Genomic DNA, 23,886 nt, shown 5'->3' with positions numbered 1-23,886 from the left:
GGGAGAGAACAATGAGCACACAACTCAAGCCGACGCTCGGCACGATTCATTTATGGGGGATCGCGGTAGGGCTGGTGATTTCCGGCGAATACTTCGGCTGGAGCTACGGCTGGGGCGTTGCGGGTACGCTGGGCTTTTTGGTAACAGCCCTGATGGTTGCCACCATGTACACCTGTTTCATTTTCAGTTTTACCGAGCTCACCACCGCCATCCCGCACGCCGGCGGTCCGTTCGCCTACAGCCGTCGTGCCTTTGGCGAAAAAGGCGGACTGATCGCAGGCATGGCCACCCTGATCGAGTTCGTCTTTGCGCCACCGGCCATTGCCATGGCGATCGGTGCGTACCTTAATGTGCAATACCCGGGGCTGGACCCCAAGCATGCGGCAGTCGGCGCCTACATCGTCTTCATGGCGCTCAACATCGTGGGCGTGAAGCTCGCCGCAACCTTCGAGCTGGTGGTGTGCATTCTGGCCGTCGCCGAGTTGCTGGTGTTCATGGGCGTCGTCGCGCCTGCCTTCAGTTTCAGCAACTTCGCCCTCAACGGCTGGGCCGGTTCGCAGACCTTCGGACCCGAAGCCATTGCCGGCATGTTCGCTGCCATCCCCTTCGCCATCTGGTTCTTCCTGGCCATCGAAGGCGCTGCAATGGCCGCCGAAGAAGCCAAGGACCCGAAACGCACCATCCCGAAGGCCTACATCAGTGGCATTCTGACCTTGGTGATACTGGCGATCGGCGTCATGCTGTTTGCCGGTGGCGTGGGCGACTGGCGCACCCTGGCCAACATCAACGATCCGCTGCCGCAGGCCATGAAAGCCGTGGTCGGTGACAGTTCCGGCTGGCTGCACATGCTGGTGTGGATCGGCCTGTTCGGTCTGGTCGCCAGCTTCCACGGGATCATCATGGGTTACTCGCGCCAGTTCTTCGCCCTCGCCCGCGCCGGCTACCTGCCCGCCTCGCTGGCCAGGCTTTCGCGCTTCCAGACGCCGCACCGGGCAATCATCGCCGGCGGTCTGATCGGCATCGCCGCGATCTACAGCGACGGCCTGATCAACCTGAGTGGCATGACGCTGACCGCTGCGATGATCACCATGGCCGTGTTCGGCGCCATCGTCATGTACATCATGAGCATGCTCAGCCTGTTCAAACTGCGCAAGACCGAGCCTGGCCTGGAGCGCACGTTCCGCGCCCCCGGTTATCCGGTAGTGCCCGGCATCGCCCTGGCGCTGGCCGTCGTGTGTCTGGTGGCAATGGCCTGGTTCAACGCATTGATCGGCCTGATTTTCCTCGGCCTGATGGCCGTCGGCTTCATCTACTTCAGCCTGACCGCCAAATTGCGTGCCGACGCGCCGACCGACGCGATGCTGACCGGGGAGTAACTGCCAGGTTCCAAGGGGTTGCGGGCGAATGCTTTCGCACGCAACCCTTCAGGGCGCATACTCTTGAACCATTAGGCAGCCGTGCTGCTCAAAGCGGTATCACAATAAGGAGAGCGCTATGCCCTGGTATGCCTGGTTAATTCTGCTCGTAGCCATTGGCTCGATCGTCGGCGGTCTGATGATGCTGCGCGACACAGCCAAGAAACTGCCCCTCACCGAAGAACAGCTCAAGCGCGTCCACGAGCGCAACGCAGAAATGGATGCCAAGGACGCCAACGACCGCTGAGTGCCTCCGGGTGGCAGGCGCAAAACCTGCCCCTCTGCTAGTTGCCGGGCATCTCGGCATTCACCGGAAGCACCTTGATGTGCAGCGGCTCGAAAATCTTCGCCAGCTGCCCATCTGCACGCAGCCTTTCCAGTAGCTGCTTGAAATGCGGCACATCAATATTGCCATTCGGACGCAACAACGCGTATTGACGGTAGACCTGATCGACACGCTCGGACACCATCAGTTGCGCCGCTTCTTCCTTGTTATGCGCCATGAAATCAATCAGGTACGAACGGGTCACGGGCGCCACATCGGCGCGGCCACGCACCACCATCAGCAAATTGCTGTCGTGGGAGTACGTGGAGGTAATGGTGAAGTGCTCGCTCAGGTACTTCTGATCGGTATTGAAGTTGGCAAATCCATAATGATAGCCACTGAACAGTGCCAGACGTTTGTCAGCCAGGGTGTCGAAGTAATCCTGCCCACGTCCTTCCACTCGGCGCGCCACATAGACCTCGGCATCCTCGAGCCCCATATCGATCTGCTCATGGGGAATGTCCTTCCAGCCCCACTCGGGATTTTCGAAAACGGCTACATCGAAACGCCCTTCCGTGAAGTCACGAAAACGCCGAGGCACTGAAGTGGGGACCATCACGAATTCATAGTCGTCCTGCTCGCCATTCAGGGCATTGATCAGTTGGGGTAAAAGACCGGTGTCTTCACCTTTTTCAGGACGCACCATATAAGGGGGGAAATGCACTGCAGCCACCCGCACGATCTGCGCGGCGAAGACCTGCGGCGTTGCCATCAACGGAATGAAGAGCATGACACCGGTAACGATCGTGCGCGCCATACCGTCAATTAACACTGCAAGTCTTTTCATAAAACACGACATCAATCAAAGCCGTTCAAGCTATGCGGTTTCCAGGATTTAAACAACTGTCAAATCGACAGCGTCAGCGCTCTGCGGTGCGCTTGCAGTATTCGAACAGGCAAGTGAAAGCCGCCTGCTAGGCACCAATGCAATCACCTGTGGTCACTGTAGGGGCAGTTGTAACAACAAGAATGCCGATGCAAAGCCCTGAGTGTGCGCAACGGGTTAATCTGGCTACGCTCAAGCCATTGACTATCGTAAGGAAGCTGGATGATGCCGCACTGGCTGGTGATTGATCTTGAGGCCACGACCGAAGAAGGTGGATGGCCGGTCGCAGAAATGGAAGTCATCGAGATAGGCGCGACGCTGGTCAATCAGGACGGACGCGAGCTGGACCATTTCGAACGCTTCGTGCGCCCGGCACGCAGGCCGTTGCTGACCCATTTCTGCCGCGAGCTGACCCATATCAACCAGAGCAGCATCGACAGCGCCGCGCCGCTGACGACGGTGTGGCCGCAGTTCGAGCGCTGGTTGAGCCATCATCGGGCACGCATCGTGGGCTGGGCCAGCTGGGGGGACTACGATCGTCAGCAACTGGAAGAGGAATGGCGCCACCACCACCTCGACAGTGCGCTGTCCAGCATGCCGCACGTCAATCTCAAACAGCGTTTCGCCCAGGCCCGCCACTTGCAGAAACCGATAGGGCTGAACAGTGCCTTGCAACTGGCAGGCATGCAGTTCAGCGGGCAACAACACCGCGCCCTGGTCGATGCGCGCAATACTGCCAGGCTGCTGCCGTTGATCCTGCCCAATTGAATGCTACTGCAGGTCGACGTTTCGTCAGCGTCGACGTGCAAGGGGCGTGACGAGTTTTACCGTGTTGGGCATACTGGCGAGCCATTTTCAGCCCTTTCAAAAGGAACCGCCCATGTTCAAGGTCAACGAGTACTTCGACGGCACCGTCAAATCCATCGCCTTCACCCAGGCCGATGGTGAGGCAACCATCGGTGTCATGGCAGCGGGCGAATATGAGTTCGGTACGGCGCAACGGGAAATCATGCACGTGATCTCCGGCGAGTTGAGCGTGAAGCTTCCGGACAGCACTGACTGGGAAACCTTTGCCACCGGCAACCAGTTCAACGTACCGGCCAACAGCAAGTTCCAGATCAAGGTCAAAGTCGATACCGCCTACCTGTGCGAATATCGCTGAGGCTCACCGAGTGGGAGGCTTGACCTCCCACGTTCCCCACAAGCCCTTCTCGCCCTCTCCTACTCAACCCCGGCATTGAACTGCAACGCCGCCAGTCGCGCATAAAGCGGGTTGCTGGCGATCAACTGCTGATGGGTGCCCACCGCGACCAACCGCCCCTGATCCATGACGGCAATCCGGTCGGCATTCTGCACCGTGGCCAGCCGGTGGGCGATGACCAGCGTGGTACGCCCCTGCATCAAGCTCGGCAGAGCCTGTTGAATCAAGTGCTCACTCTGCGCGTCCAGCGCACTGGTCGCCTCGTCCAGCAACAGAATCGGCGCATCGACCAGCAAGGCTCGGGCAATCGCCAGACGCTGCCGCTGTCCGCCGGACAAGCCCACCCCGCCCTCACCCAGATGCGTACGGTAACCGTCGGCCATGTCGAGAATGAATTCATGCGCATGGGCAATGCGCGCCGCCGCCTGCACCTGCTCGAGGCTCGCAGTGGCGTTACCGTAACGAATGTTGTCCTCGACAGTGCCGAAAAACAGCGCGGGCGATTGTGAAACCAGCGCGAAGCAGCGGCGCAGGTCATGGTGATCGAGCTGCGCGATCGGCACGCCCTCGATCAGGATGCGTCCTTGAATCGGGTCGTAAAAACGCAACAGCAGATCGAGGATGGTCGACTTGCCTGCTCCGGAGGGCCCGACCAGCGCCAGGGTTTCACCAGGCTCGATGCTCAGGGTCAAATTATCCAGTGCATTGCGCTCGGGACGCGACGGGTAAGCGAAGGTGACATTCTCAAGCGCCAGACGCCCGCTGATGCGCGGTGGCAGGCTCTGCAGGTCCGTGGTGGGCACGCTGATCTCGCTGCGCGCCTGAAGCAGCTCGCCGATCCGCTCTGCGGCACCGGCGGCGCGCTGCAGATCGCCAATCACCTCACTCAACGTGCCGAACGCCATGCCGACCATCAGCGCGTAGAACACGAACGCTGCCAGCTCACCGCTGGAAATGCGGCCGCTGATCACGTCCATGCCGCCCACCCACAACATCACCGCCACCGCCCCCAGCACCAGGACGATCACCAGCGTGATCAGCCAGGAACGCTGCAGGATGCGCTTGCGAGCGGTCTCGAACGCCTGCTCCACCGTATACGAGAAACGCTGCTTGTCCTGCTGCTGGTGATTGTAGGCCTGCACCGTCTTGATCTGCCCCAGGGCCTCGGCCACGTAGCTGCCCACATTGGCGACCCGGTCCTGACTCTCGCGCGACAGGTTTCGTACCCGCCGCCCGAACATGAGAATAGGCGCGATGATCAGCGGCAACGCCACCACCACGATGCTGGTGAGTTTGGGATTGGTGATGAACAACAGCACGATGCCGCCGATAACCATCAGCGCATTGCGCAGGAACATCGACAGTGACGAGCCGATCACCGACTGCAACAACGTGGTGTCGGCGGTCAGTCGCGACTGGATTTCCGAACTGCGATTGTTCTCGTAGAAGCCCGGATGCAGCTCGATCAGGTGATCGAATACTTTCTTGCGCAAGTCGGCAACCACACGCTCGCCGATCCACGACACCAGATAGAAACGGGCAAAGGTTCCGACGGCCAGGCCGACCGTCAGCAGCATGAAAAACCCGATCGAGCGCTCGAGCAATTGCGGTGAGCGGGTCATGAAACCCTGATCGACCATCAGTTTGATGCCCTGCCCGATCGACAGGGTGATGCCCGCGGTAATGACCAGTGCCAGCAATGCGCCGAGCGCCTGCCAGCGATACGGCGCGATGAAACTCGCAGCCAGACGCAAGGCCTGGCGATGACGTCGGGTAATCCGTGAAATCATGAACGATGAACCTGCCTGTCTGCCCGATCTGTCTGAATTGCAAAGCCTACACCTGTGTTGCCGGGCGCGCCGAACATCATTTCGAATGAACTTGCGGCCGGTTTCCAGAGTCAGGTTATGACTGCTTTACAGAGGCCGCTATAAGACATCGATCTAAGCGCCTGCTGGCAGATTTGCATCATATCTGTTGCACTTGGAGCGCGTTTGAGCGGCTGACAGTACGTGTCACGGACCGGTCATCAAGCGCGGTTAACTTAACGCCGTTACCTGATGAAAGGAGAAACACCATGAACCCGCAAGAGCGCAGCAACGAAGTTCAAGTCGTTCGAGCCACGCCCAATCTGCCGGTTGGCGGTGCAGTTCTCGACCAGCACGGGGAAGAAGTCCTGATCACCGAAGAAATGGTTCAGGCTGCCTGCCAGGAATGCGATAAGAACTGGGTAACCCCGGAAAAATAAAACCGAGCCGTACCAGACATTTGAAACCCGACCACTTGGTCGGGTTTTTTATTGTCCGCCAGCCCGGCTGGCGATCAGACCAGCACCGCACCCAGCGCCCGCACCAGTTGCGCCAACGCCTCGGACTCGCCCTCCAGGCGCACCTTCAGCCCTTCTATTTCCCGGCGTGGCGGGTACTGCTTGCGCAATGCATCAAAGGCCAGACGCTGGCTGGCGGTGTCACCGGTCAGGCTGCGGCGGAAGTCCGCATCGTCACGTCGCGGGTCATACACGCCGCGGCACAGCATGTTAAGTGCCCAGACCGGGTCGCAGGCCGCGTCGAGACTGACCTGGGCCAGCCAGGGTTTTGGCAGCAGATCGTCCAGCTCGATCGTCGCAGGCTGATCAAGAAAGCCGCAAAGCGCCTGATAGATCTGTGCCGTGCCGCGCTGCCTGCCATCCAGGCTGTAGCCGGCGATATGCGGCGTCCCCAGAATGCACAGATCAGCGAGTGCGACGTTGACCTGCGGCTCGCCTTCCCACACATCCAGCACAGCCTGCAGGTCTTCCCGCTCAAGCAGGACGTCATGCAGCGCCGCGTTATCCACTATGGCGCCACGGCTGGCATTGATCAGCCAGGCGCCTTGCCGAAGCTGACGCAGGCGCGCGTCGTCAAGCAGATGCCAGGTCGGTGACGCTCCGGTTTTGCTCAGCGGCGTGTGCAGGCTGATGACGTCACAGCGCTGCAGGATCTCGTCGAGGCTGACGAAATCGCCGCCTTCGGCAGCCTGGCGTGGCGGATCGCAGACCAGCACGTTCCAGCCTAGGGCCTTCAATACGCTGATCAGCCGAGCACCCACCTGCCCTGCACCGACCACTCCGTAGGTGCGCTGCGCAAGGTCGACACCTTCGATTTCAGCCAGGGTCAGCAGGCTGCCGAGCACGTAGTCCACCACGCCACGCGCATTGCAGCCCGGAGCACTGGCCCACTGGATACCGGCTTGCTGAAACCAGTCCAGATCCAGGTGATCGGTGCCGATGGTGCAGGTCCCGACAAAACGTACCGGGCTGCCTTCAAGCAGTTCGCGGGTCACTGCGGTGACCGAGCGAACCAGCAGGATGTCGGCATCCGCCACCGCGGCGCGGTCCATGGCGCGGCCCGGCAAGCGATGGATTTCACCAAAATGAGCAAAAAAGGCGTCGAGCAGGGGAATATTTTCGTCGGCAACAATGCGCATGGAAGACTCTCTGGGTCTGGCGAACAAGGACCTGCTCGAATCGGGAACAGGCGTGTCGTGAACAGGCGCGGGTTGCAGCGATATGGCGATCAGTCGGACTTCTTGCGGATCCAGTAGAGGAACGTGCCCTCTTCGGCTTGCTCGGCAACCAGTTCGTGACCGAGGAATACACAGAATTTCGGAATATCGCGACGCGTGGACGGATCGGTTGCAATGACCTTGAGCAGACCACCCGCAGGCAGATCACGCACCTTCTGGTGCAACATCATCACCGGTTCCGGACAAAACAGCCCTACGGCGTCCAGCTCGGCGTCGACAGTGAGGTTTTCAATGGGCTCAGACATGGGGCACTCCAGAGACGGGGGAGGATTGTCGCTCAATTCAGTCGATCAGGCCAAATGCTGATGGCGGTGCGCGGCCAGACAGCAGACAGAAAAATGCCAGGCACGGGGCCTGGCATTGATCATGAGCCGGGCGACCGTCAGAACGGCAGCTTCATACCGGGCGGCAACTGCATGCCAGCGGTCATGGAAGCCGTCTTGTCCTGGCTGGCCTGCTCGATCTTGCGCACGGCGTCGTTGACGGCGGCGGCGATCAGGTCTTCCAGCACTTCCTTGTCTTCCTGCATCAGGCTGTCATCCAGGTTGATACGCTTGACGTCATGACGACCGGTCATCACCACGCTGACCAGGCCTGCGCCCGATTGACCGGTGACTTCCGCGTTGGCCAGTTCTTCCTGCATCTTGGCCATTTTTTCCTGCATTTGCTGCGCCTGCTTCATCAGGCCAGCCATGCCACCTTTCATCATGGGATATCTCCTCGAAAATGGATGGTTCGTTTGCGTGGCGCCAGCGGCACCCTGTATTCAGTTATTGAGCCTGCACCGCAGGCGCGTCAACGGGTTTGATCGTGTCTTCCCGGATCACAGCGCCGAACTGTTGCAGCATCTGCTGGATGTACGGGTCGGCCTGGATCGAGGCTTCGGCCTGGCGCTGGCGCTCGGCACGCAGCCGTGAAGCGGCCTGCGCAGGGGTTTCCTGCTCGGGCTTGATCAGCTCGATACTCAGATTGATCGTGCGCCCATGGTACTGGTTCAACGCATCGTTCAGACGCCGCTGCTGAGTCGAGTTGAACAGCGCGCTGTGCGCCGGGTCCAGGTGCAGCAGCCAGTTATCGCCATCGACCGAGATCAATGTGCAGTTGGCCGCGATGCTGCCGGTCATGCCGGAGATCGGCAGCTTGGGGAACACGTCCAGCCACTCGGCCGCAAGACCGGTGGCCGGTTTGGCGGCCGGAGCAGGCTCCGGCTCGACCGCTTCAAGCTCGACGACACTTTCGTGGGCCAGCTCGTCCAGATAGCTGTAGGACGCCGGGTCTATATCGATATCCGGCTCGACGTAATCATCATCCGCTGGCGGTTCGTCATCACGCCCCATCGGCCCGGAGTCGGAAGACATCGAATCGGTGTGCGTGGACAGATACGCAGAGTCCGGGATGGCTTCGAGCATTGCCGGCGCGTCCTGCTGCTCGGCAACCGGCTGCTCAGGCTCGGCCTCGGGTGCGGCCGGCACCGGGCTGGCGGGCGCAGGCGTCGGCATGGGCGTCAGGTCAGGCTGCTCGGAAACGGTCTCCAGAACCGGCTCGGCGACTGGCTCGGTATCGGTATCGGTATCGGTATCAGGCGCAGTTTCGGCGGCGGGTTCGGCAGCCGGGGATTTCGGCTCATTCCACGGCAGGTCGAGGTCTTCGACTGGCGCGGCTTGTGGCTCTGGCTTCGATTCCGGCTGCACCGCGGGCTCTGGCCGGGCGGCGGGCGGCTTCGGCGCCGCTGCAGGCGGCAGCGCTTCGAAGGCCGGATCGGGCGCAGCCATCACCGGAGCGCTCGACACTGCGGGAGCTGCCGATGCAACAGGTGTCGCATCAGCCACTGCTTTTCGGGAATCAACCGTGGCCTGGCTGATCCCCACTGGCTTTAGCGGCTGCCTCGGCGCGTCCTCGCTGTCGGCAGGACGAAACGCCAGCATACGCAGCAGGACCATCTCGAAGCCGCCACGCGGATCAGGGGCCAGTGGCAAGTCACGACGACCAATCAAGCCCATCTGGTAGTAAAACTGCACATCTTCGGCAGGCAGGGCCTGCGCCAGGGCCAGCACCCGGTCACGATCGCCGTGACCGTTGTCGACGCCTTCCGGCAGCGCCTGGGCAATCGCCACACGGTGCAGCACGTTGAGAATTTCCGAGAGCACGCCATTCCAGTCAGGGCCCTGCTCGGCCAGATGGCGTACCGCCTCCAGCACCCCGCGGGCATCGCCTTCCAGCAGCGCGGTCAGTACATCGAAGACCTGGCCGTGGTCCAGCGTGCCGAGCATGGCACGTACATCGGCAGCCATGACCTTGCCTTCACCGAAGGCAATGGCCTGATCGGTGAGGCTCATCGCATCACGCATCGAACCGTCGGCGGCGCGCCCGAGCAGCCACAGCGCGTCATCTTCGAACGGCACGTTCTCGACGCCCAGCACGTGGGTCAGATGCTCGACCACGCGCTCGGGCGTCATGTTTTTCAGCGAGAACTGCAGGCAGCGCGAAAGGATGGTCGCCGGCAGTTTTTGCGGATCGGTGGTGGCCAGGATGAACTTGACGTAGGGCGGCGGCTCTTCAAGCGTCTTGAGCAAGGCGTTGAACGAGTGGCTGGAAAGCATGTGCACTTCGTCGATCAGGTAGACCTTGAAGCGACCGCGACTGGGCGCGTACTGCACGTTATCCAGCAGCTCGCGCGTGTCTTCGACCTTGGTGCGGCTGGCGGCGTCGATTTCGATCAGGTCGACGAACCGGCCCTCGTCGATCTCCTTGCACACCGAGCAGGTGCCGCAGGGCGTCGAAGTAATGCCGGTTTCACAGTTCAGGCACTTGGCGATGATCCGCGCGATAGTCGTCTTGCCGACGCCCCGTGTGCCGGTGAACAGATAGGCATGGTGCAGGCGCTGGCTGTCCAGCGCGTTGATCAGGGCCTTCAACACATGAGCCTGGCCGACCATTTCGCGGAACGAGCGCGGACGCCATTTACGTGCAAGAACCTGATAACTCATTTAAAACCGTCGCAACTGGTAAGCGGAAGACCGCCAATGCTAGCCGAGCAGGGGCAAAATTGCATCTGGTGTCCGCCTCTATTGTGGCTAAGCTGTGCAAATGACTCTATTGACGCGCTTTATCCGGGCCTTTACCACGCCGCGGCTGCCTCGTGCAGCGGCGGTCTGCCTGCTATTGCTGTTGCCGCAAAACGGCAGCGCGGCGCAGAGGACCTTGAGCTTTGCGGTCAACGAAGGCTGGACCATGCCGATGATGCACATCACCGACTTTCGTCCCGAATCCGGCATTCTGTTCGACATCATGCAAAGCCTTACGCACCATGTGGGCCTCGAAGCCCGTTATCACGTGATGCCGCGCCTGCGTATCCAGTCGGCGCTCGAGCGCGGCGAAGTCGACATGCACTGCTACAGCGCCCAGGCGTGGTACCCCGACCTTTCCGGCGACTACCTGTGGAGCCTGCCGATTCTCTATCAGCGCGACTGGCTGGTCGCTTCGGCCGCAACAGCTGCCGGCCCCTACCCCGAGCAGTTCGACAACGAAACCGTCGGCACCGTGCTGGGCTACACCTACCCGGCCCTCGAGCACCTTTTCGAAACTCATCAACTGGTCCGTGAAGATGCACGCACGCAAAACCAGACGCTCGGCAAGCTGATGGCCGGGCGCTACAACTATGCGGTGACCAATCAGTTGATCCTCGAATGGACCAACCGGAACCTGCCTGACGGCAAGAAACTCAAGCCGATCTCACTGGTCGCCGAACAGCCGGCCGCCTGCCTGATCCGCAATAACCCCGAACTGCCAGTGGGCAGAATTTTGCGCACGCTGGTGCAGATGCGTCTGTCGGGCGAGATCCAGCAAATCATCGATCACTACACCACACCCACCGCACCCTGATCCTTGATCTGCGCTGTCGCAATAGCGTCATATTCCATGGTTACGCTCGCGTGAAATCTTTGGTAACACATTAACCAGCGCGAGTATTTGGCGATGAGCGACAGACCAGACGACGAAGAGACCAACGAAAACCCCAGCCGCCGTCGTTTTCTGGGCGGGATGGCTGCCCTGGGTGCAGGTGTCACCCTTAGCAGTTACGTTTCTGCCCACGAGAAGCCGCCTGGCGACAACGAACGGCATCATCACCTTGCCGGACCCGCGCTGGATCGCGCCTTGCGCGAAAATGTGAAAACCATTGTGGTGATCTACGCCGAGAACCGCAGCTTCAATAACCTGTTCGGCGATTTCCCCGGTGTCGAAAAGCCGCTCTCCTCGCTCAGGCCTTCCGATTACGAGCAGCGCGACCGCGACGGCACGCGCTTGTCCAAACTGCCCCCGGCCTGGGGCGGCGTGCTGCAGGTCGGACCGCAAACCGTCGATGGCGTGACCTATCCGGTGGGCGAGCAATTTCAGCAAGACCTGCCCAACGCGCCGTTCCCGCTCAAGGGACCAAACGGTGAAGACCTGCCGCTGAGCCTGGTGACCCGCGACCTGTGGCACGTCTTTTACCAGAACCAGATGCAGATCAACGACGGCAAGAACGACCGCTTCGTGGCCTGGGCCGATGCAGGCGGCCTGACCATGGGCAACTACGCACAGACTCAGTACTCGCTGCGCCTGTGGGATGTGGCCGAGGAGTTCGTACTTTGTGACAACTTCTTTCAGGGTGCTTTCGGCGGCTCGTTCCTCAACCACCAGTACCTGATTTCAGCCACGGCGCCTGTTTACCCGAACGCCGCCGAATCGCCGGCCAAGTCACAAATCGCCACCCTGCAGAGTTTCAACCCGCAGGACCCGCGCCTCAAACCACTCGACAAGTCGCCGGCCAGCGCCATGGACGGGCCGCCGCAGTTCGGCCCCAGCGCCATCACGCCGGACAACTACGCCGTCAACACCATGGCCCCGCCGTACTGGCCAACCTGGCTGCGTGACCCGCAGAACCCTGATTACTCGAAACCGGATCTGCCCAACGTGCTGGTTCCGCAAAGCCACGAGCACATCGGTGACAAACTGTCGAAAAGGAATGTCGACTGGGCCTGGTATGCCGGTGCCTGGCAAGTGACGCTGGATGAATTCAAGGACTCCACCGGGATCCCGAAAATCCCCAACTTTCAATACCATCACCAGCCGTTCAACTACTTCAAGCAGCAGGGTCCGCAGCACCCTGAAGAGCGCAAGAAGCGCCTGCGTGATGGTGGCCTGGGTGACGAGTCGAGCACCAATCGCTTCCTCGCCGATGCCGAAGCGGGCAAGTTGCCTGCCGTTACCTTCTACAAACCCCAGGGCAACCTGAACATGCACGCCGGTTACGCCGACGTGGCTGCGGGTGACCGGCACATCGACCGGGTGATCAAGGTGCTGCGCAAGAGCCCGCAGTGGGACAACATGGTGATCGTCGTCACCGTCGACGAGAACGGCGGCTGGTGGGACCACGTTGCACCACCAAAAGGCGACCGCTTTGGTCCTGGCACGCGCATTCCCGCCCTGGTCATCTCCCCTTTCGCCCGCAAGGGCAAGGTCGACCACACGGTTTACGACACGGCCTCGATCCTGCGCCTGATCACCCGCGTGCATGGCCTGGAAAAGCTCGACGGCCTGAAACGCCGCGACGAGGCCATGATCGCGCGTGGCCAGACGCCGATGGGCGACCTGACCAACGCGCTGCAGTTTCCGGCCTGATTCGATCAGGTCGTCGCGTCGGCTGCTTCAAGCGCAGTCGGACGAGCGGTTTTAACCGGTGGCAGGGACGCCACGTACACCGTACGGGACGGGAACGCGAAACGCACATCCAGTTCGGCAAAGGCTTCCATGATGTCCAGATTGATCGCCTGCTGCACATCCATATAGACGTTGTAGCTGGGGTCGAGCACGATGAAAACGGTCTCGAACTCCAGCGATGTCTCGCCAAACCCCCGAAAATGCGAACGGTCGAAACGTGCCAGTTTCTGCGCGTTGATGATCGCTTCGACTTTCTTCGGCACTTCCCTGATCTGATCGACCGAGCAGTCATAGGTCAGCCTGAATTCGAAGACAATGCGTCGCTCCTGCAAGCGTTTGTAGTTCTGGATGGTGTTATTGATCATGTCGGCGTTGGCCATCACGATCTGCTCGCCACCCAGGCTGCGGATCCGCGTGGTCTTGAGGCCCACGTGTTCGACCGTGCCGGACAGCGCACCGACGACGATGAAGTCGCCGACCTCGAAAGGCTTGTCCACCGCAATCGACAGCGAGGCAAACACGTCGCCCAGAATGTTCTGCACCGCCAGCGCGACCGCAATGCCGCCGACCCCGAGGCTGGCGACAAACGCGGTGATATTGACCCCGACGTTGGACAGCATCGCCATGACCACCGTGGCCCACAGCAACACCTTCGCGCCCCACAGACTCAACGTGGCCAGCGCACTGCCCTGAAAGGTGCCGCCGGCGTTGTGACGCACGAAGTAGCGCTGCAACGCCAGCGCGATCGCCCGGTTCGCCCACAACCCGACCTGCAATGCGGCGACCACGAACCATAGGCTGCTGACCCGCCCGAGCCAGCGTTCCGGCAGATCGAGCATGCCGATGCCGATCAGGATCGAAGCCAGCAGCAATAACGTATTACTGGTGCCCGACAGCACCTGAACCACGATGTATCGCATATGCGTGCTGGGCGCCTGGGCACGCGAACGCATCTTTCTGAGCACAAAACCGATCACGCCCCTGACCAGAATAAAACTCAGGGTCGAGGCAAAAATAGCCAGTATCCAGTTAGCGAGCGATATGCCCAGAAATTGCGAGTCTGTGAAAAATCTGATGATGTCCTGTTCCATCCGGCCCCCGGCTCCACTGCTGCGAGACGCCTGACCGAAAAGCCTGTGACACCCGCAGCGACTTGAATTGCCCCTTGCCGTAAAACGGTTTCAAGCGACGCGTAAGGGGTTAGGTGGCACATGGCGCGGAGGGTTCAGACGAATTCGGATCGCATTACCGGCCGCTCTACATCAGGATGGCCACACGCGTTGCAAAAGGTATCCATGCGCGGACACAAAAGCAGGAATAGCTAATGCGCGTTCGGCATATGGCGAGGGTTCAGAGGTACTGGGAGAAAGGGGAATTGCAGTGCAACTGCGTCGAGGAACGACTGAAGATTCGTTAAGGTGGTGCCCCCACCAGCCACACCCCGGCACACAATGTTCCCGCTGTGGCTGCTTCCTTCCGGATCTGACCAGGTTCACGGGTAATCGTTGCGGGGGGACCGATGGGGTCACCATAACGACACTCACCAGTTGGTGAGCCGCGCCATTGTACCGGTCTTGCGCGAGTTTACAACCGTTGCTGCGGATAAAAATTTCGAGGGGGCTCAAGCACTTGTGTGCCGGGGCTGAACGGCAAATGCGTACCGGTCATCAGCGTTACAAATCCTCGAAACGACCCCATTCGATCCTGTACCCTGCCCGCCTCAACAATAATCAGCCAGCAGGTTGCTCATGCAGACTCGATTGGTCGACTACCACGACCTCACCGCCTCTCAACGCCAGCAGCTCGGATACCTTGAGGTTACGCAGGAACAGATACAGTTTTCCGGCGACATCTACACCGCGCTCAATACGCTTCTGGTCAGACCCAGTCCGAATATTTGCGGCTTCGCGCTGCTCGGTGACGAGAAGGCGGTGGGGTTTTTCCTGCTCAAGCGCGACGATTGTCTGCCGCATTGGGCTCAGGAGGATCTGACGGCGACACTGCATGCGTTGCAGATCGATCACCGCGAACAGGGCAAGGGGCTGGGCAAGGCGTGCCTGCAAGCGCTGCCTGCGGCGTTGCGTCTGAAATGGCCGGACATCACTCAATTGATGCTGTCGGTGGATGCGGACAACTCGGCCGCCATCGGGCTTTATACAGGCCAGGGCTGGACCGATACCGGTGAGGCGTACCGCGGGCGCATCGGCTTCGAGCGCAGGCTGACGCTGATGCTTTGAACCTGCTTTGAACAAAGGCCTGACACGCCGCCGAAGCGTGTCAGGCAAGACCCGTGTTTACTGGGCCTGCAGAACCTCATCGGCCTTGCCACCGGCATCCTGAATCACCAGATGGATGAAGTGCAGCTTGGCGATGACTGCTGGAGGCAGCACGAACGGATAGAAATCCGGCTGCCCCATGCTGCGTGACAGCTCGTTGAGCATGCTCGCCAGCTCGATCCAGGCATTGACGAACGACAGGAACGCCGGGCCGCCCGGATGCTGAGGGTCGTAGAGCACTTCCAGCGGAAACGGCTGGTAATCGAGCTCCATGTCGCGAGCGCTCATGCCAAACCCCAGCGCGGTGTCGACCGCATCCATCATGTGCAGGTAATGCGCCCAGGTTTCGGCCCAGTCTTCCCACGGATGCATGGTCGCGTAGGCACTGACGAAGCTTTCCTGCCAGTTGTCCGGCGCGCCGTTCTTGTAGTGGTGATCGAGCGCGTCGGCATAGCTGGCGCGCTCGTCGCCGAACAGGTTGCGATAGCTGTCCTGCCAGTGGGTATTGGCGATGAGCCGATCCCAGTAGTAATGACCGACTTCATGACGGAAATGGCCGAGCAAGGTGCGATAGGGTTCGTGCATCTGTACACGCATCGCTTCGCGGTGTGCGTCGTCGGCTTCTTCGATGTTCAGGGTGATCAGGCCGTTGGCATGGCCTGTGGTTGGCAGGTTGCCTTCCAGATCGACACCGACAAAATCGAAGGCCAGGCCGGTTTCTTCGTCGACAGTCTTGGGGATGACCTGCAGGCCCAGGGAAATCAGCTGTGCGACCAGACGCCGTTTGGCGGTCTCGACCTTGCGCCAGCGCTCGCCGTTTTCAACCACGGACAGGTCGGGAATGGTGTGATTGAGGCTGCACGCGACACAGAATTCGCCGGCATTGTGCTCTGGAAAAAGCCAGTTACAGGCTGCCGGAGTGCCGAGGTTGGCGCAACGCCGATACAGCCCGGCACCCGGCTCATCGCTCAAGCGCCAGGTAGTGGGCTCAGGCCCTGCTTCGAGCGTAGCGACGCGTCCCTGCTCAGGCAGGTAGCCCAGCGCTGCCGAACAGGCCAGGCATTGGGTATTGGGGAAAAACACCGACTGGCCACAGGTGCACTGCCAGACCTTGCTGTTACGTTTGGATTCGCCGACAAATGGGGCGGTGATGCGTGAACTCAGTTGCTCGAAAAAGCGATACATGGCGATCTCCCGTTGACCTTGCATGGACTAGATCATGCCGACGCTTCAGGGGTTCAAAAATATTATCGAGCGGCATGGATGATGAGGCTGACGGCGTGTTCATGGACCAAAACGGTGCGTCGCACGGTAGTCGGGATTATCGTTCCTCACGCTCCAGCGTAGGAATGCAGTGCGTGACGCTCCGCGTCACAGATCTACGCCGCACCCTCACACTCAAGATCGGACGCAGAGCGTCCAGAACTGCATGCGACGCGGAGCGTCGCACGATCATCAGGGCATACGCAGCGTCGGCCTTCCTCAATCAACCGCCACGCCCAGCTCGATCAGGCGTTTGAGCAGTGCATCTTCGTCCAGCACGGTGAGGCCCAGTTCGTTGGCCTTGGTCAGTTTCGAGCCGGCACCCGGCCCCGCCACCACGGTGTGGGTCTTGGCCGAGACCGAGCCGGACACCTTGGCACCGAGGCTTTCGAGTTTTTCCTTGGCGACATCGCGGCTCATGCGCTCCAGCGAGCCGGTCAGCACCCAGGTCTGCCCGGCCAGCGGCAAGCCTTCGACGGTTTTTTTCTCGCTGCGCCAGTGCATGCCGAAGTCCTTGAGCTGGGCTTCGATGGCGCGGGCGCGCTCTGCGTTTGCGCTGTCGTCGAAGAAGTCACGGACCGACTTGGCCTGTTTCTCCGGCAGTGCCTGACGCATGTCCAGCCAGTCGGCGCTGATGATGGCCTCCAGCGTACCGAACCGGTCCGCCAGTTTCTGCGCAGCACCCGGCCCTACCGACGGAATGTGCAGTTTGTCTATCAGCCCTTCCAGCGTGGTGCTGGCAGCGAACTCGGCGCCCAGCTCGCCCTGGTCCTGCAATTGCAGACCGCATTCACCGAGCAGCGCATCGATAACGCTACGGTTGTGCTCGTCCTCAAAGAAGCTGTGAATCTCGTAAGCGACTTCCAGGCCGACATCCGGCAGGTAGGTCAATACTTCCGGCAAGGCCTGTTTGACACGCTCCAGCGACGCCAGCGAACGCGCCAGGACCTTGGCCGTCTCTTCACCCACATCGGGAATGCCCAGCGCATAAATGAAGCGCGCCAGGGTCGGCTGTCGGCTGTCGGCGATGGCCTTGAGCAGCTTGTTGCTGGAGATTTCCGCGAAGCCTTCCAGGTCGATGATCTGTTCGTATTTCAGCTTGTACAGATCGGCAGGCGAGCCGATGAGTTTCTCATCGACCAGTTGCTCGATGGTCTTGTCACCCAGCCCTTCGATGTCCATGGCGCGACGCGACACGTAATGGATGATCGCCTGCTTGAGTTGCGCACCGCAGGCCAGACGCCCGACACAGCGATACACCGCGCCCTCGGTGACAGTCTCCTTGCCTTTGCTGCGCTTGATCAGTTGCGTGCGCTCGACATGCGAGCCGCACACCGGGCAGGTCTGCGGAACCTGCACTGCCCTGGCATTCTCGGGGCGGCGCTCGGCAACCACCTGCACCACCTGCGGAATCACGTCACCGGCACGCCGGATGATCACCGTGTCGCCGATCATCAGCCCCAGCCGCGCCACTTCGTCCATGTTGTGCAGCGTGGCATTGGCGACCATGACGCCTGCCACCTTGACCGGCTTGAGGCGTGCGACCGGCGTGACGGCGCCGGTACGACCCACCTGGAACTCGACATCCAGCAGTTCGGTGAGCTCTTCCATGGCGGGGAATTTGTGGGCAATCGCCCAGCGCGGCTCACGGGCGCGGAAGCCAAGTTCGCGCTGCGCTGCCAGGTTGTTGACCTTGAACACTACACCGTCGATCTCGTAAGTCAGCGTCAGGCGCCGCTCACCGATATCGCGGTAATAGGCCAGGCACTCCTCGACGCCATTCGCCATTTTCAGCTCGCGACTGACCGGCATGCCCCATTTTTTCAGCGCTTCAAGCACGCCGATGTGAGTGTCGGCGATTTCCGCCGACGTCTGGCCCAGACCATAGCAGCAGAACTCCAGCGGCCGGTTGGCCGTGATCTTGGAATCCAGTTGACGCAGGCTGCCTGCGGCTGCGTTGCGCGGGTTGGCGAAGGTCTTGCCGCCGATTTCCAGCTGACTGGCGTTAAGCCGCTCGAAACCGGCCTTGGACATGAACACTTCACCGCGCACTTCCAGCACGTCCGGCCAGCCCTTGCCCTGCAGCTTGAGCGGGATGTTACGCACTGTGCGCACGTTGACGCTGATGTCTTCGCCGGTGGTTCCGTCGCCGCGTGTCGCGCCCCGCACCAGCGCACCGTCGCGATACAGCAGGCTGACGGCCAGACCGTCCAGCTTGGGCTCGCAGCTGTACTGCACCTTGCCGCCTTCGCCAAACAGGTCCCCGGCCGGCAGATCCAGCCCCTCGGTGACCCGCCGATCAAATTCGAGCATGTCGTTTTCTTCGAACGCGTTGCCCAGGCTGAGCATCGGCATTTCGTGACGCACCTGGGTGAACGCCGACAAGGCCGCGCTTCCGACCCGCTGCGTCGGCGAATCAGGGGTGACCAGATGGGGGTTTTCCGCCTCCAGGGCCTTGAGCTCGTGAAACAGGCGGTCGTACTCTACATCCGGAATGCTCGGTTCATCCAGAACGTGGTAGCGGTAGTTGTGCTGATCCAGCTCTGCACGCAGTTCCAGGATTCGGGTTTCGACGGCCTTCATACGGTGTTCTCTCAAAAAGCAAAAAAGCAGCCGAGGCTGCTCAATCTGTTGGCTCTGTTCTGTTCAGGTCAGGCCCCGACAGGGCGTGCCGCAGCACGCTCATGATCGGGGACCCGCCCAAGGGCTTGCTTAACCGCGACGCTGGGTCAACGCACGACGCTCGAACTCGACGATGCGCTGGCGATAATGCTCGATGGTCTGCGCGGTCATGACGCTGCGCTGATCATCCTTCAGTTCGCCATCCAGCTCGTGAGCCAGCTTGCGAGCCGCGGCAACCATCACGTCGAAGGCCTGCTTGGGATGACGAGGGCCTGGCAAGCCGAGGAAGAAGCTGACCGCACGGGTACTGAAATGGTCGATATCGTCCAGGTCGAACACGCCGGGCTTGACCGCATTGGCCATCGAGAACAGCACTTCGCCGTTGCCAGCCATGCTCTCGTGACGGTGGAAAATATCCATCTCGCCAAAACGCAGGCCGCTTTCCAGAATGTTCTGCAACAGTGCCGGGCCCTTGAAACCGCCTTCGCTGCGCGAGATCACGCTGATGACCAGCACTTCCTCCACCGGAGGCAGATCCTTGTCTTCAGTGATGCGCTGGGTCGGCTTGTCATCCGGGAAATCGTCGTCGCGGCCCGTGAACAGGCTTGGGCCGTCGAGATCCAGGTTCAGGTCGCCCTGCTGTGGCTCGTCCTTGCGCTTCTTGTCACTGCGTTTGTCGCTGTTGCTACGCTTGCCTTCACGCGGGCTGGCGCTCATGGACGGCAGATCGTGCTCGTCGAGCTGCGGCTCCTTGTGCGTATCCAGCACACGGGGCGGCCCCAGCACTTCGGCAGACGTGGTTTCTTCTTCATCCGGAAGGTTGGAGAAGCTCCGATCCAGTCTGAATTTCAATTTACCCTTGCTGCCGCGCATACGGCGCCAGCCATCAAAGAGAATACCGGCGATGACTATTATGCCGATGACGATCAGCCACTCGCGCAGACCGATTTCCATGTAATCCAGTGCCTCTAATGAAGAAATCTGAAAATAAGGGCCTAAACCCCTTTAATACGTGGTGCCAAGTCTATGTTCTGACTGGCAATTCGCCCACGCGAAAATAAAAAGTGGTCACTAAACTAGCACGACCAAAGGTAACTTTACACCGTCTGTTACGTCTCTTCGCCGCCCAAATTGCCATCTCATGTACCAGCGTCTCATTTTCAGGCCTCCGGGCGGCCATTTGCCCGCAGAACGAGGCGTCGAATCAGGCATCCACCAGCGCCATCGCCTGCTCCACATCCACCGCTACCAGCCGCGAACAACCGGGCTCATGCATCGTAACCCCCATCAGTTGATCGGCCATTTCCATGGCGATCTTGTTGTGGGTGATGTAGATGAACTGCACCGTTTGTGACATTTCTTTCACCAACCGTGCATAGCGCCCCACGTTGGCGTCATCCAGCGGCGCATCCACCTCGTCAAGCATGCAAAACGGCGCAGGATTGAGTTTGAAAATGGCAAACACCAGCGCCAGCGCGGTCAGGGCTTTTTCACCACCCGAGAGCAAATGAATGGTGCTGTTCTTCTTGCCAGGGGGACGCGCCATGATTGTCACCCCAGTATCGAGTAAATCTTCGCCTGTCAGTTCCAAATAAGCGGAGCCACCACCGAAAACTTTTGGGAAAAGTGCCTGAATTCCGCTGTTTATCTGATCGAAGGTATCCTTGAAGCGGTTTCGGGTCTCCTTGTCGATCTTGCGGATGACGTTTTCCAGGGTGTCCAGCGCTTCGACCAGATCGGCATCCTGCGCATCCAGATAGCGCTTGCGCTCGGACTGCTGCTGGTACTCGTCGATGGCCGCGAGGTTGATTGCGCCCAGGCGCTGAATACGCCCGGCGATGCTTTCCAGTTGCTGCTCGGCAGCCTGTTCGCTGGCTTCCGGCGTCAGCGTGGCGAGCACGCCATGCAGGTCGTAGCCGTCCTCATGCAACTGGTCCTGCAAGGCTTTGCGACGCACCGTCAGCGACTGCCACTCCAGACGCTGCTGTTCCAGCTGGCCACGCAGCAGTTGCGATTGCTGCTCGGCCTGGGTGCGGCGCTTTTCTGCCTCACGCAATTCGCGATCAGCGTCTTCGAGTGCGTTCTTGGCAATGCGCATTTCGTCATCGACCACCATGCGCCGCTCCAGTAGCTCTTCAAGCTTGAGGCGAAGTTCTTCGAGCGGTGCCTCGCCCTCCTCCAGATTCAGGCTCAGTTGCTCGCGCTTCTCGGTAAGCCTTTCGGACTGCATGCGCAGGCGCTCCAGCGCCTGACGGGTCGAATCGTATTGCGCCTTGATCGAGCCCAGACGCACCGCCAGTTGATGACTGTGATCCTTGTGTTGCCGCGCGTCCTGACGTATCCGGTCCAGACGCTCACGCAGCGCATCACGCTGGGCCTGCAGCACTTCGCGCTGCTCGGTATCCTGCGCCATGCTGTCCAGTGCGTCCTGCAATTGCAGGCGCGATTCGCCAAGGTGTTCGTGCTCGACCGCGCGCTGCTCGCCCAGCTCGGCCAGTTCTTCATCAAGGCGGGTGCGGCGCAGGGTCAACTGCTCGACTTTTACCCGGACCGCCGACAGCTGCGCTTTCAGTTCGCTTTGCTGACGGGTTTCGTCCTGCACGCGACGGCGCAACTGCTCACGCGCGTCTTCCTCCTGCGACTGTTGCTCGCGCAAGACCAGTAATTGCTCTTCCAAAGTGGCCAGCGTCGCTTCGCGCTCATCGCGTTCCAGACCCAGCCGCTGCAATTCCTGACCGCGCGCCAGCACACCGCTCTGCGCTTCGCTGGCGCGGCGGACACGTAAAAAGTGCCGCCCCACCCAGTAGCCGTCACGGCTGATCAGGCTTTGCCCGGCACTGAGTTGTGCGCGTCGCGCCAGCGCCTCATCCAGGTTCTCGACCGGAATCACCTGGCCCAGCCAGGCCGACAGGTCGACCGTGCTGTCGACCTTTTCCAGCAAGCTGCCCGGCGCGCGAATCGTGTCGGCACCCACGCTGAGCAAACGCAGATCGCCCTGTTCGAAATTGGCCAGATCGAGCCCGTCGAAGTCATCGACCAGCACGGCCTGCAAATCGGCACCCAACACAGTTTCCACGGCCAGTTCCCAGCCGGCTTCGACGCTCAGCCCCTCGGCCAGACGCGGTCGCTCGGCCAGTTGCTGATCACGCAGCCACTCGGCGGTGCCGGTGTCCGGGTCAAGTGCCGCCTGCTGCAGCGCTTCGAGGGACGCCAGCCGGCCGTTGAGACGTTGCAGCTCGCCCTGCGCCTGCTGTTGCGCCTGGCTGGCGTGCTGCAACGCCTCGCGCAATTGCTCAAGACGCTCGACCGCCTGCTCCTCGCCCATGTGCAGCTCTTCAAGGGTCATGTCGCGGGTGGCGAGGTCTTCGCTCAATTGCAGAATGGCCGCATCTTCCGGGTCCGCGGCCAGCAGTTGACGCTCTTCGGCCAGACGCCGCTGGCGCTCGGCCAGGCGTTCGATGCTCTGTTCCAGTTGCTGAATGCGTGACTGCTGGACCTGTGCCTGACGCTGCGGCTCGGCGGATTGCTGATTGAAGACGTCCCACTTCTCCTGCCAGCCCTGCATGGCCGCTTCGGCGTCTTCCAGAGCGATGGCCGACTCCTCGGCGGCGGCGCTGGTCATTTCCTGTTCGGGCTCGAGCATCTCCAGCTCTTCGCCGAGGGTGGCAAGCAACGTGGTGTCGTGCCCAAGGTGCGATTCGGTTTCCTGGCGGGCACGTTCGGCTTCACGCAGGTCATCCTGCAATTGGCGCAGCCGCTGCTGACCGTGCTGAATGCTCTGCTCGACGCGGGCAATGTCGCCGCCGACCGAATAAAAGCGGCCCTGCACCAGGTTGAAGCGTTCGGACAGGTCATGGTGGCCGTCGCGCAGCCTTTCGATACTGGCATCGGCGCTTCGCTGATCGGCCACCAGCGCCTCGAAACCGACCTCCTGATTGCTGATCACCGCCTCGCGCTGACCCACCAGATCATTCAGCGCCTGCCAGCGCAGGGCCGACAATTGCGCTTTCAGCTGGCGTTCTTCGGCCTTGTATTCCTGATATTTCTCGGCCGCCTGAGCCTGCCGGTGCAGACGCTCCAGCTGACGCTCGAGTTCTTCACGCAGGTCGGTCAGGCGCGCCAGGTTCTCATGGGTACGACGAATGCGGTTTTCGGTTTCCCGACGCCGCTCCTTGTACTTGGAAATCCCTGCGGCTTCTTCGATGAAGTTGCGCAGGTCTTCGGGCTTGGCTTCGATCAGCTTGGAGATCATGCCCTGTTCGATGATCGAATAACTGCGCGGCCCCAGGCCGGTGCCGAGGAAGATGTCGGTGATGTCGCGACGGCGGCATTTGGTGCCGTTGAGGTAGTAGCTGTTCTGGCTGTCGCGGGTCACTTTGCGGCGAATGGAGATTTCCGCATACGCCGCGTACTCGCCCACCAGCGTGCCGTCGGAGTTATCGAAGACCAGCTCGATGCTGGCCTGGCTCACCGGCTTGCGGCTGGTGGAGCCGTTGAAGATGACGTCGGTCATCGACTCGCCGCGCAGGTTCTTGGCCGAGCTTTCGCCCATGACCCAGCGCACGGCGTCGATAATGTTGGATTTGCCACAGCCATTGGGGCCGACGACAGCCGCCATGTTGCTGGGGAAGTTCACCGTGGTGGGGTCGACGAAAGATTTGAACCCCGCCAGCTTGATGCACTTCAGGCGCACG

The 23,886-nt window shown here is 60.8% G+C and carries 19 protein-coding genes and 1 other RNA gene; 8 read left to right on the top strand and 12 right to left on the bottom strand.

What is annotated here, in order from left to right:
• The first annotated feature begins 11 nt into the window (after positions 1–11).
• Together eat and KUIN1_RS09595 are read left to right on the top strand one after the other, a co-directional pair.
• Positions 12–1,376: an ethanolamine permease gene (eat, locus tag KUIN1_RS09600; protein WP_011267271.1), complete on the top strand. Its 1,365-nt coding sequence runs from the start codon at positions 12–14 to the stop codon at positions 1,374–1,376.
• A 118-nt stretch (positions 1,377–1,494) separates the two neighbouring features.
• Positions 1,495–1,662, top strand: a complete 168-nt coding sequence (locus KUIN1_RS09595) for a DUF2897 family protein (protein ID WP_003405831.1) — start codon at positions 1,495–1,497, stop codon at positions 1,660–1,662.
• Positions 1,663–1,699: 37 nt separating this feature from the next.
• On the opposite strand, the gene KUIN1_RS09590 is transcribed toward KUIN1_RS09595, so the two are convergent.
• A complete protein-coding gene (locus KUIN1_RS09590) occupies positions 1,700–2,539 on the bottom strand; it encodes a substrate-binding periplasmic protein (protein WP_080397890.1) in 840 nt (279 codons plus the stop codon).
• A gap of 252 nt (positions 2,540–2,791) precedes the next feature.
• Between KUIN1_RS09590 and KUIN1_RS09585 the strand changes: the two genes are divergently transcribed.
• Both KUIN1_RS09585 and ppnP read left to right on the top strand, forming a co-directional pair.
• A complete protein-coding gene (locus KUIN1_RS09585) occupies positions 2,792–3,334 on the top strand; it encodes an exonuclease domain-containing protein (RefSeq protein WP_003405835.1) in 543 nt (180 codons plus the stop codon).
• Positions 3,335–3,446: 112 nt separating this feature from the next.
• Complete coding sequence (gene ppnP / locus KUIN1_RS09580) at positions 3,447–3,728, top strand: pyrimidine/purine nucleoside phosphorylase (protein WP_003343080.1); 282 nt, start codon at positions 3,447–3,449, stop codon at positions 3,726–3,728.
• Positions 3,729–3,787: 59 nt separating this feature from the next.
• Here ppnP and KUIN1_RS09575 read toward each other — a convergent pair whose 3' ends face one another.
• Positions 3,788–5,557 (bottom strand): ABC transporter transmembrane domain-containing protein, encoded by a 1,770-nt coding sequence (locus KUIN1_RS09575; RefSeq protein WP_152091958.1) that lies wholly within the window; start codon positions 5,555–5,557, stop codon positions 3,788–3,790.
• Between the two features lie 287 nt (positions 5,558–5,844).
• Here KUIN1_RS09575 and KUIN1_RS27625 point away from each other — a divergent pair, with 287 nt between their 5' ends.
• Positions 5,845–6,015 carry a PA1571 family protein gene (locus KUIN1_RS27625; RefSeq protein ID WP_003315168.1) on the top strand — a complete coding sequence of 57 codons (171 nt, stop codon included), beginning with the start codon at positions 5,845–5,847 and terminating at the stop codon, positions 6,013–6,015.
• A 74-nt stretch (positions 6,016–6,089) separates the two neighbouring features.
• Here KUIN1_RS27625 and pdxB read toward each other — a convergent pair whose 3' ends face one another.
• The 4 genes from pdxB to dnaX form a co-directional block, all read right to left on the bottom strand.
• Positions 6,090–7,232, bottom strand: a complete 1,143-nt coding sequence (gene pdxB / locus KUIN1_RS09565; RefSeq protein ID WP_024660979.1) for a 4-phosphoerythronate dehydrogenase PdxB — start codon at positions 7,230–7,232, stop codon at positions 6,090–6,092.
• Positions 7,233–7,321: 89 nt separating this feature from the next.
• Complete coding sequence (gene tusA / locus KUIN1_RS09560; protein ID WP_003371482.1) at positions 7,322–7,576, bottom strand: sulfurtransferase TusA; 255 nt, start codon at positions 7,574–7,576, stop codon at positions 7,322–7,324.
• Positions 7,577–7,713: 137 nt separating this feature from the next.
• Positions 7,714–8,040, bottom strand: a complete 327-nt coding sequence (locus tag KUIN1_RS09555; RefSeq protein WP_002552818.1) for a YbaB/EbfC family nucleoid-associated protein — start codon at positions 8,038–8,040, stop codon at positions 7,714–7,716.
• Positions 8,041–8,101: 61 nt separating this feature from the next.
• Positions 8,102–10,318, bottom strand: coding sequence for a DNA polymerase III subunit gamma/tau (gene dnaX / locus KUIN1_RS09550; RefSeq protein ID WP_152091957.1), 2,217 nt, complete (start codon positions 10,316–10,318; stop codon positions 8,102–8,104).
• 100 nt (positions 10,319–10,418) lie between these two features.
• On the opposite strand from dnaX, the gene KUIN1_RS09545 reads away from it, so the two are divergent.
• Positions 10,419–11,213, top strand: a complete 795-nt coding sequence (locus KUIN1_RS09545) for a substrate-binding periplasmic protein (protein ID WP_152091956.1) — start codon at positions 10,419–10,421, stop codon at positions 11,211–11,213.
• Between the two features lie 93 nt (positions 11,214–11,306).
• Positions 11,307–12,992: an acid phosphatase gene (acpA, locus tag KUIN1_RS09540; protein WP_024643164.1), complete on the top strand. Its 1,686-nt coding sequence runs from the start codon at positions 11,307–11,309 to the stop codon at positions 12,990–12,992.
• A 5-nt stretch (positions 12,993–12,997) separates the two neighbouring features.
• On the opposite strand, the gene KUIN1_RS09535 is transcribed toward acpA, so the two are convergent.
• The gene (locus KUIN1_RS09535) at positions 12,998–14,122 is read right to left on the bottom strand and encodes a mechanosensitive ion channel family protein (RefSeq protein WP_003405859.1); all 1,125 of its coding nucleotides are present in this window, start codon (positions 14,120–14,122) and stop codon (positions 12,998–13,000) included.
• A 334-nt stretch (positions 14,123–14,456) separates the two neighbouring features.
• Positions 14,457–14,553, bottom strand: an RNA gene (ffs, locus tag KUIN1_RS09530) — signal recognition particle sRNA small type.
• A gap of 226 nt (positions 14,554–14,779) precedes the next feature.
• Between ffs and KUIN1_RS09525 the strand changes: the two genes are divergently transcribed.
• Positions 14,780–15,268, top strand: a complete 489-nt coding sequence (locus KUIN1_RS09525; protein ID WP_103753956.1) for a GNAT family N-acetyltransferase — start codon at positions 14,780–14,782, stop codon at positions 15,266–15,268.
• A gap of 57 nt (positions 15,269–15,325) precedes the next feature.
• On the opposite strand, the gene KUIN1_RS09520 is transcribed toward KUIN1_RS09525, so the two are convergent.
• The 4 genes from KUIN1_RS09520 to smc all read right to left on the bottom strand — a co-directional run bounded on the left by KUIN1_RS09520 (position 15,326) and on the right by smc (position 23,885).
• Entirely contained in the window at positions 15,326–16,492 is a 1,167-nt protein-coding gene (locus tag KUIN1_RS09520; protein ID WP_011267262.1) for a zinc-binding metallopeptidase family protein, read from the bottom strand.
• Positions 16,493–16,789: 297 nt separating this feature from the next.
• Entirely contained in the window at positions 16,790–19,153 is a 2,364-nt protein-coding gene (gene ligA, locus KUIN1_RS09510) for an NAD-dependent DNA ligase LigA (RefSeq protein ID WP_152091955.1), read from the bottom strand.
• A gap of 129 nt (positions 19,154–19,282) precedes the next feature.
• Entirely contained in the window at positions 19,283–20,146 is an 864-nt protein-coding gene (gene zipA, locus KUIN1_RS09505; protein ID WP_003405868.1) for a cell division protein ZipA, read from the bottom strand.
• A 250-nt stretch (positions 20,147–20,396) separates the two neighbouring features.
• Positions 20,397–23,885 (bottom strand): chromosome segregation protein SMC, encoded by a 3,489-nt coding sequence (smc, locus tag KUIN1_RS09500; RefSeq protein ID WP_024652347.1) that lies wholly within the window; start codon positions 23,883–23,885, stop codon positions 20,397–20,399.
• Between the last annotated feature and the right edge of the window lies 1 nt (position 23,886).

It is taken from the genome of Pseudomonas sp. KUIN-1 (assembly GCF_009176725.1).
GTDB classification, from domain to species: Bacteria; Pseudomonadota; Gammaproteobacteria; order Pseudomonadales; family Pseudomonadaceae; genus Aquipseudomonas; species Aquipseudomonas fragariae.
Note: the sequence above shows the minus strand (reverse complement) of the source record. Positions and strands in the feature narration are given on the sequence as shown.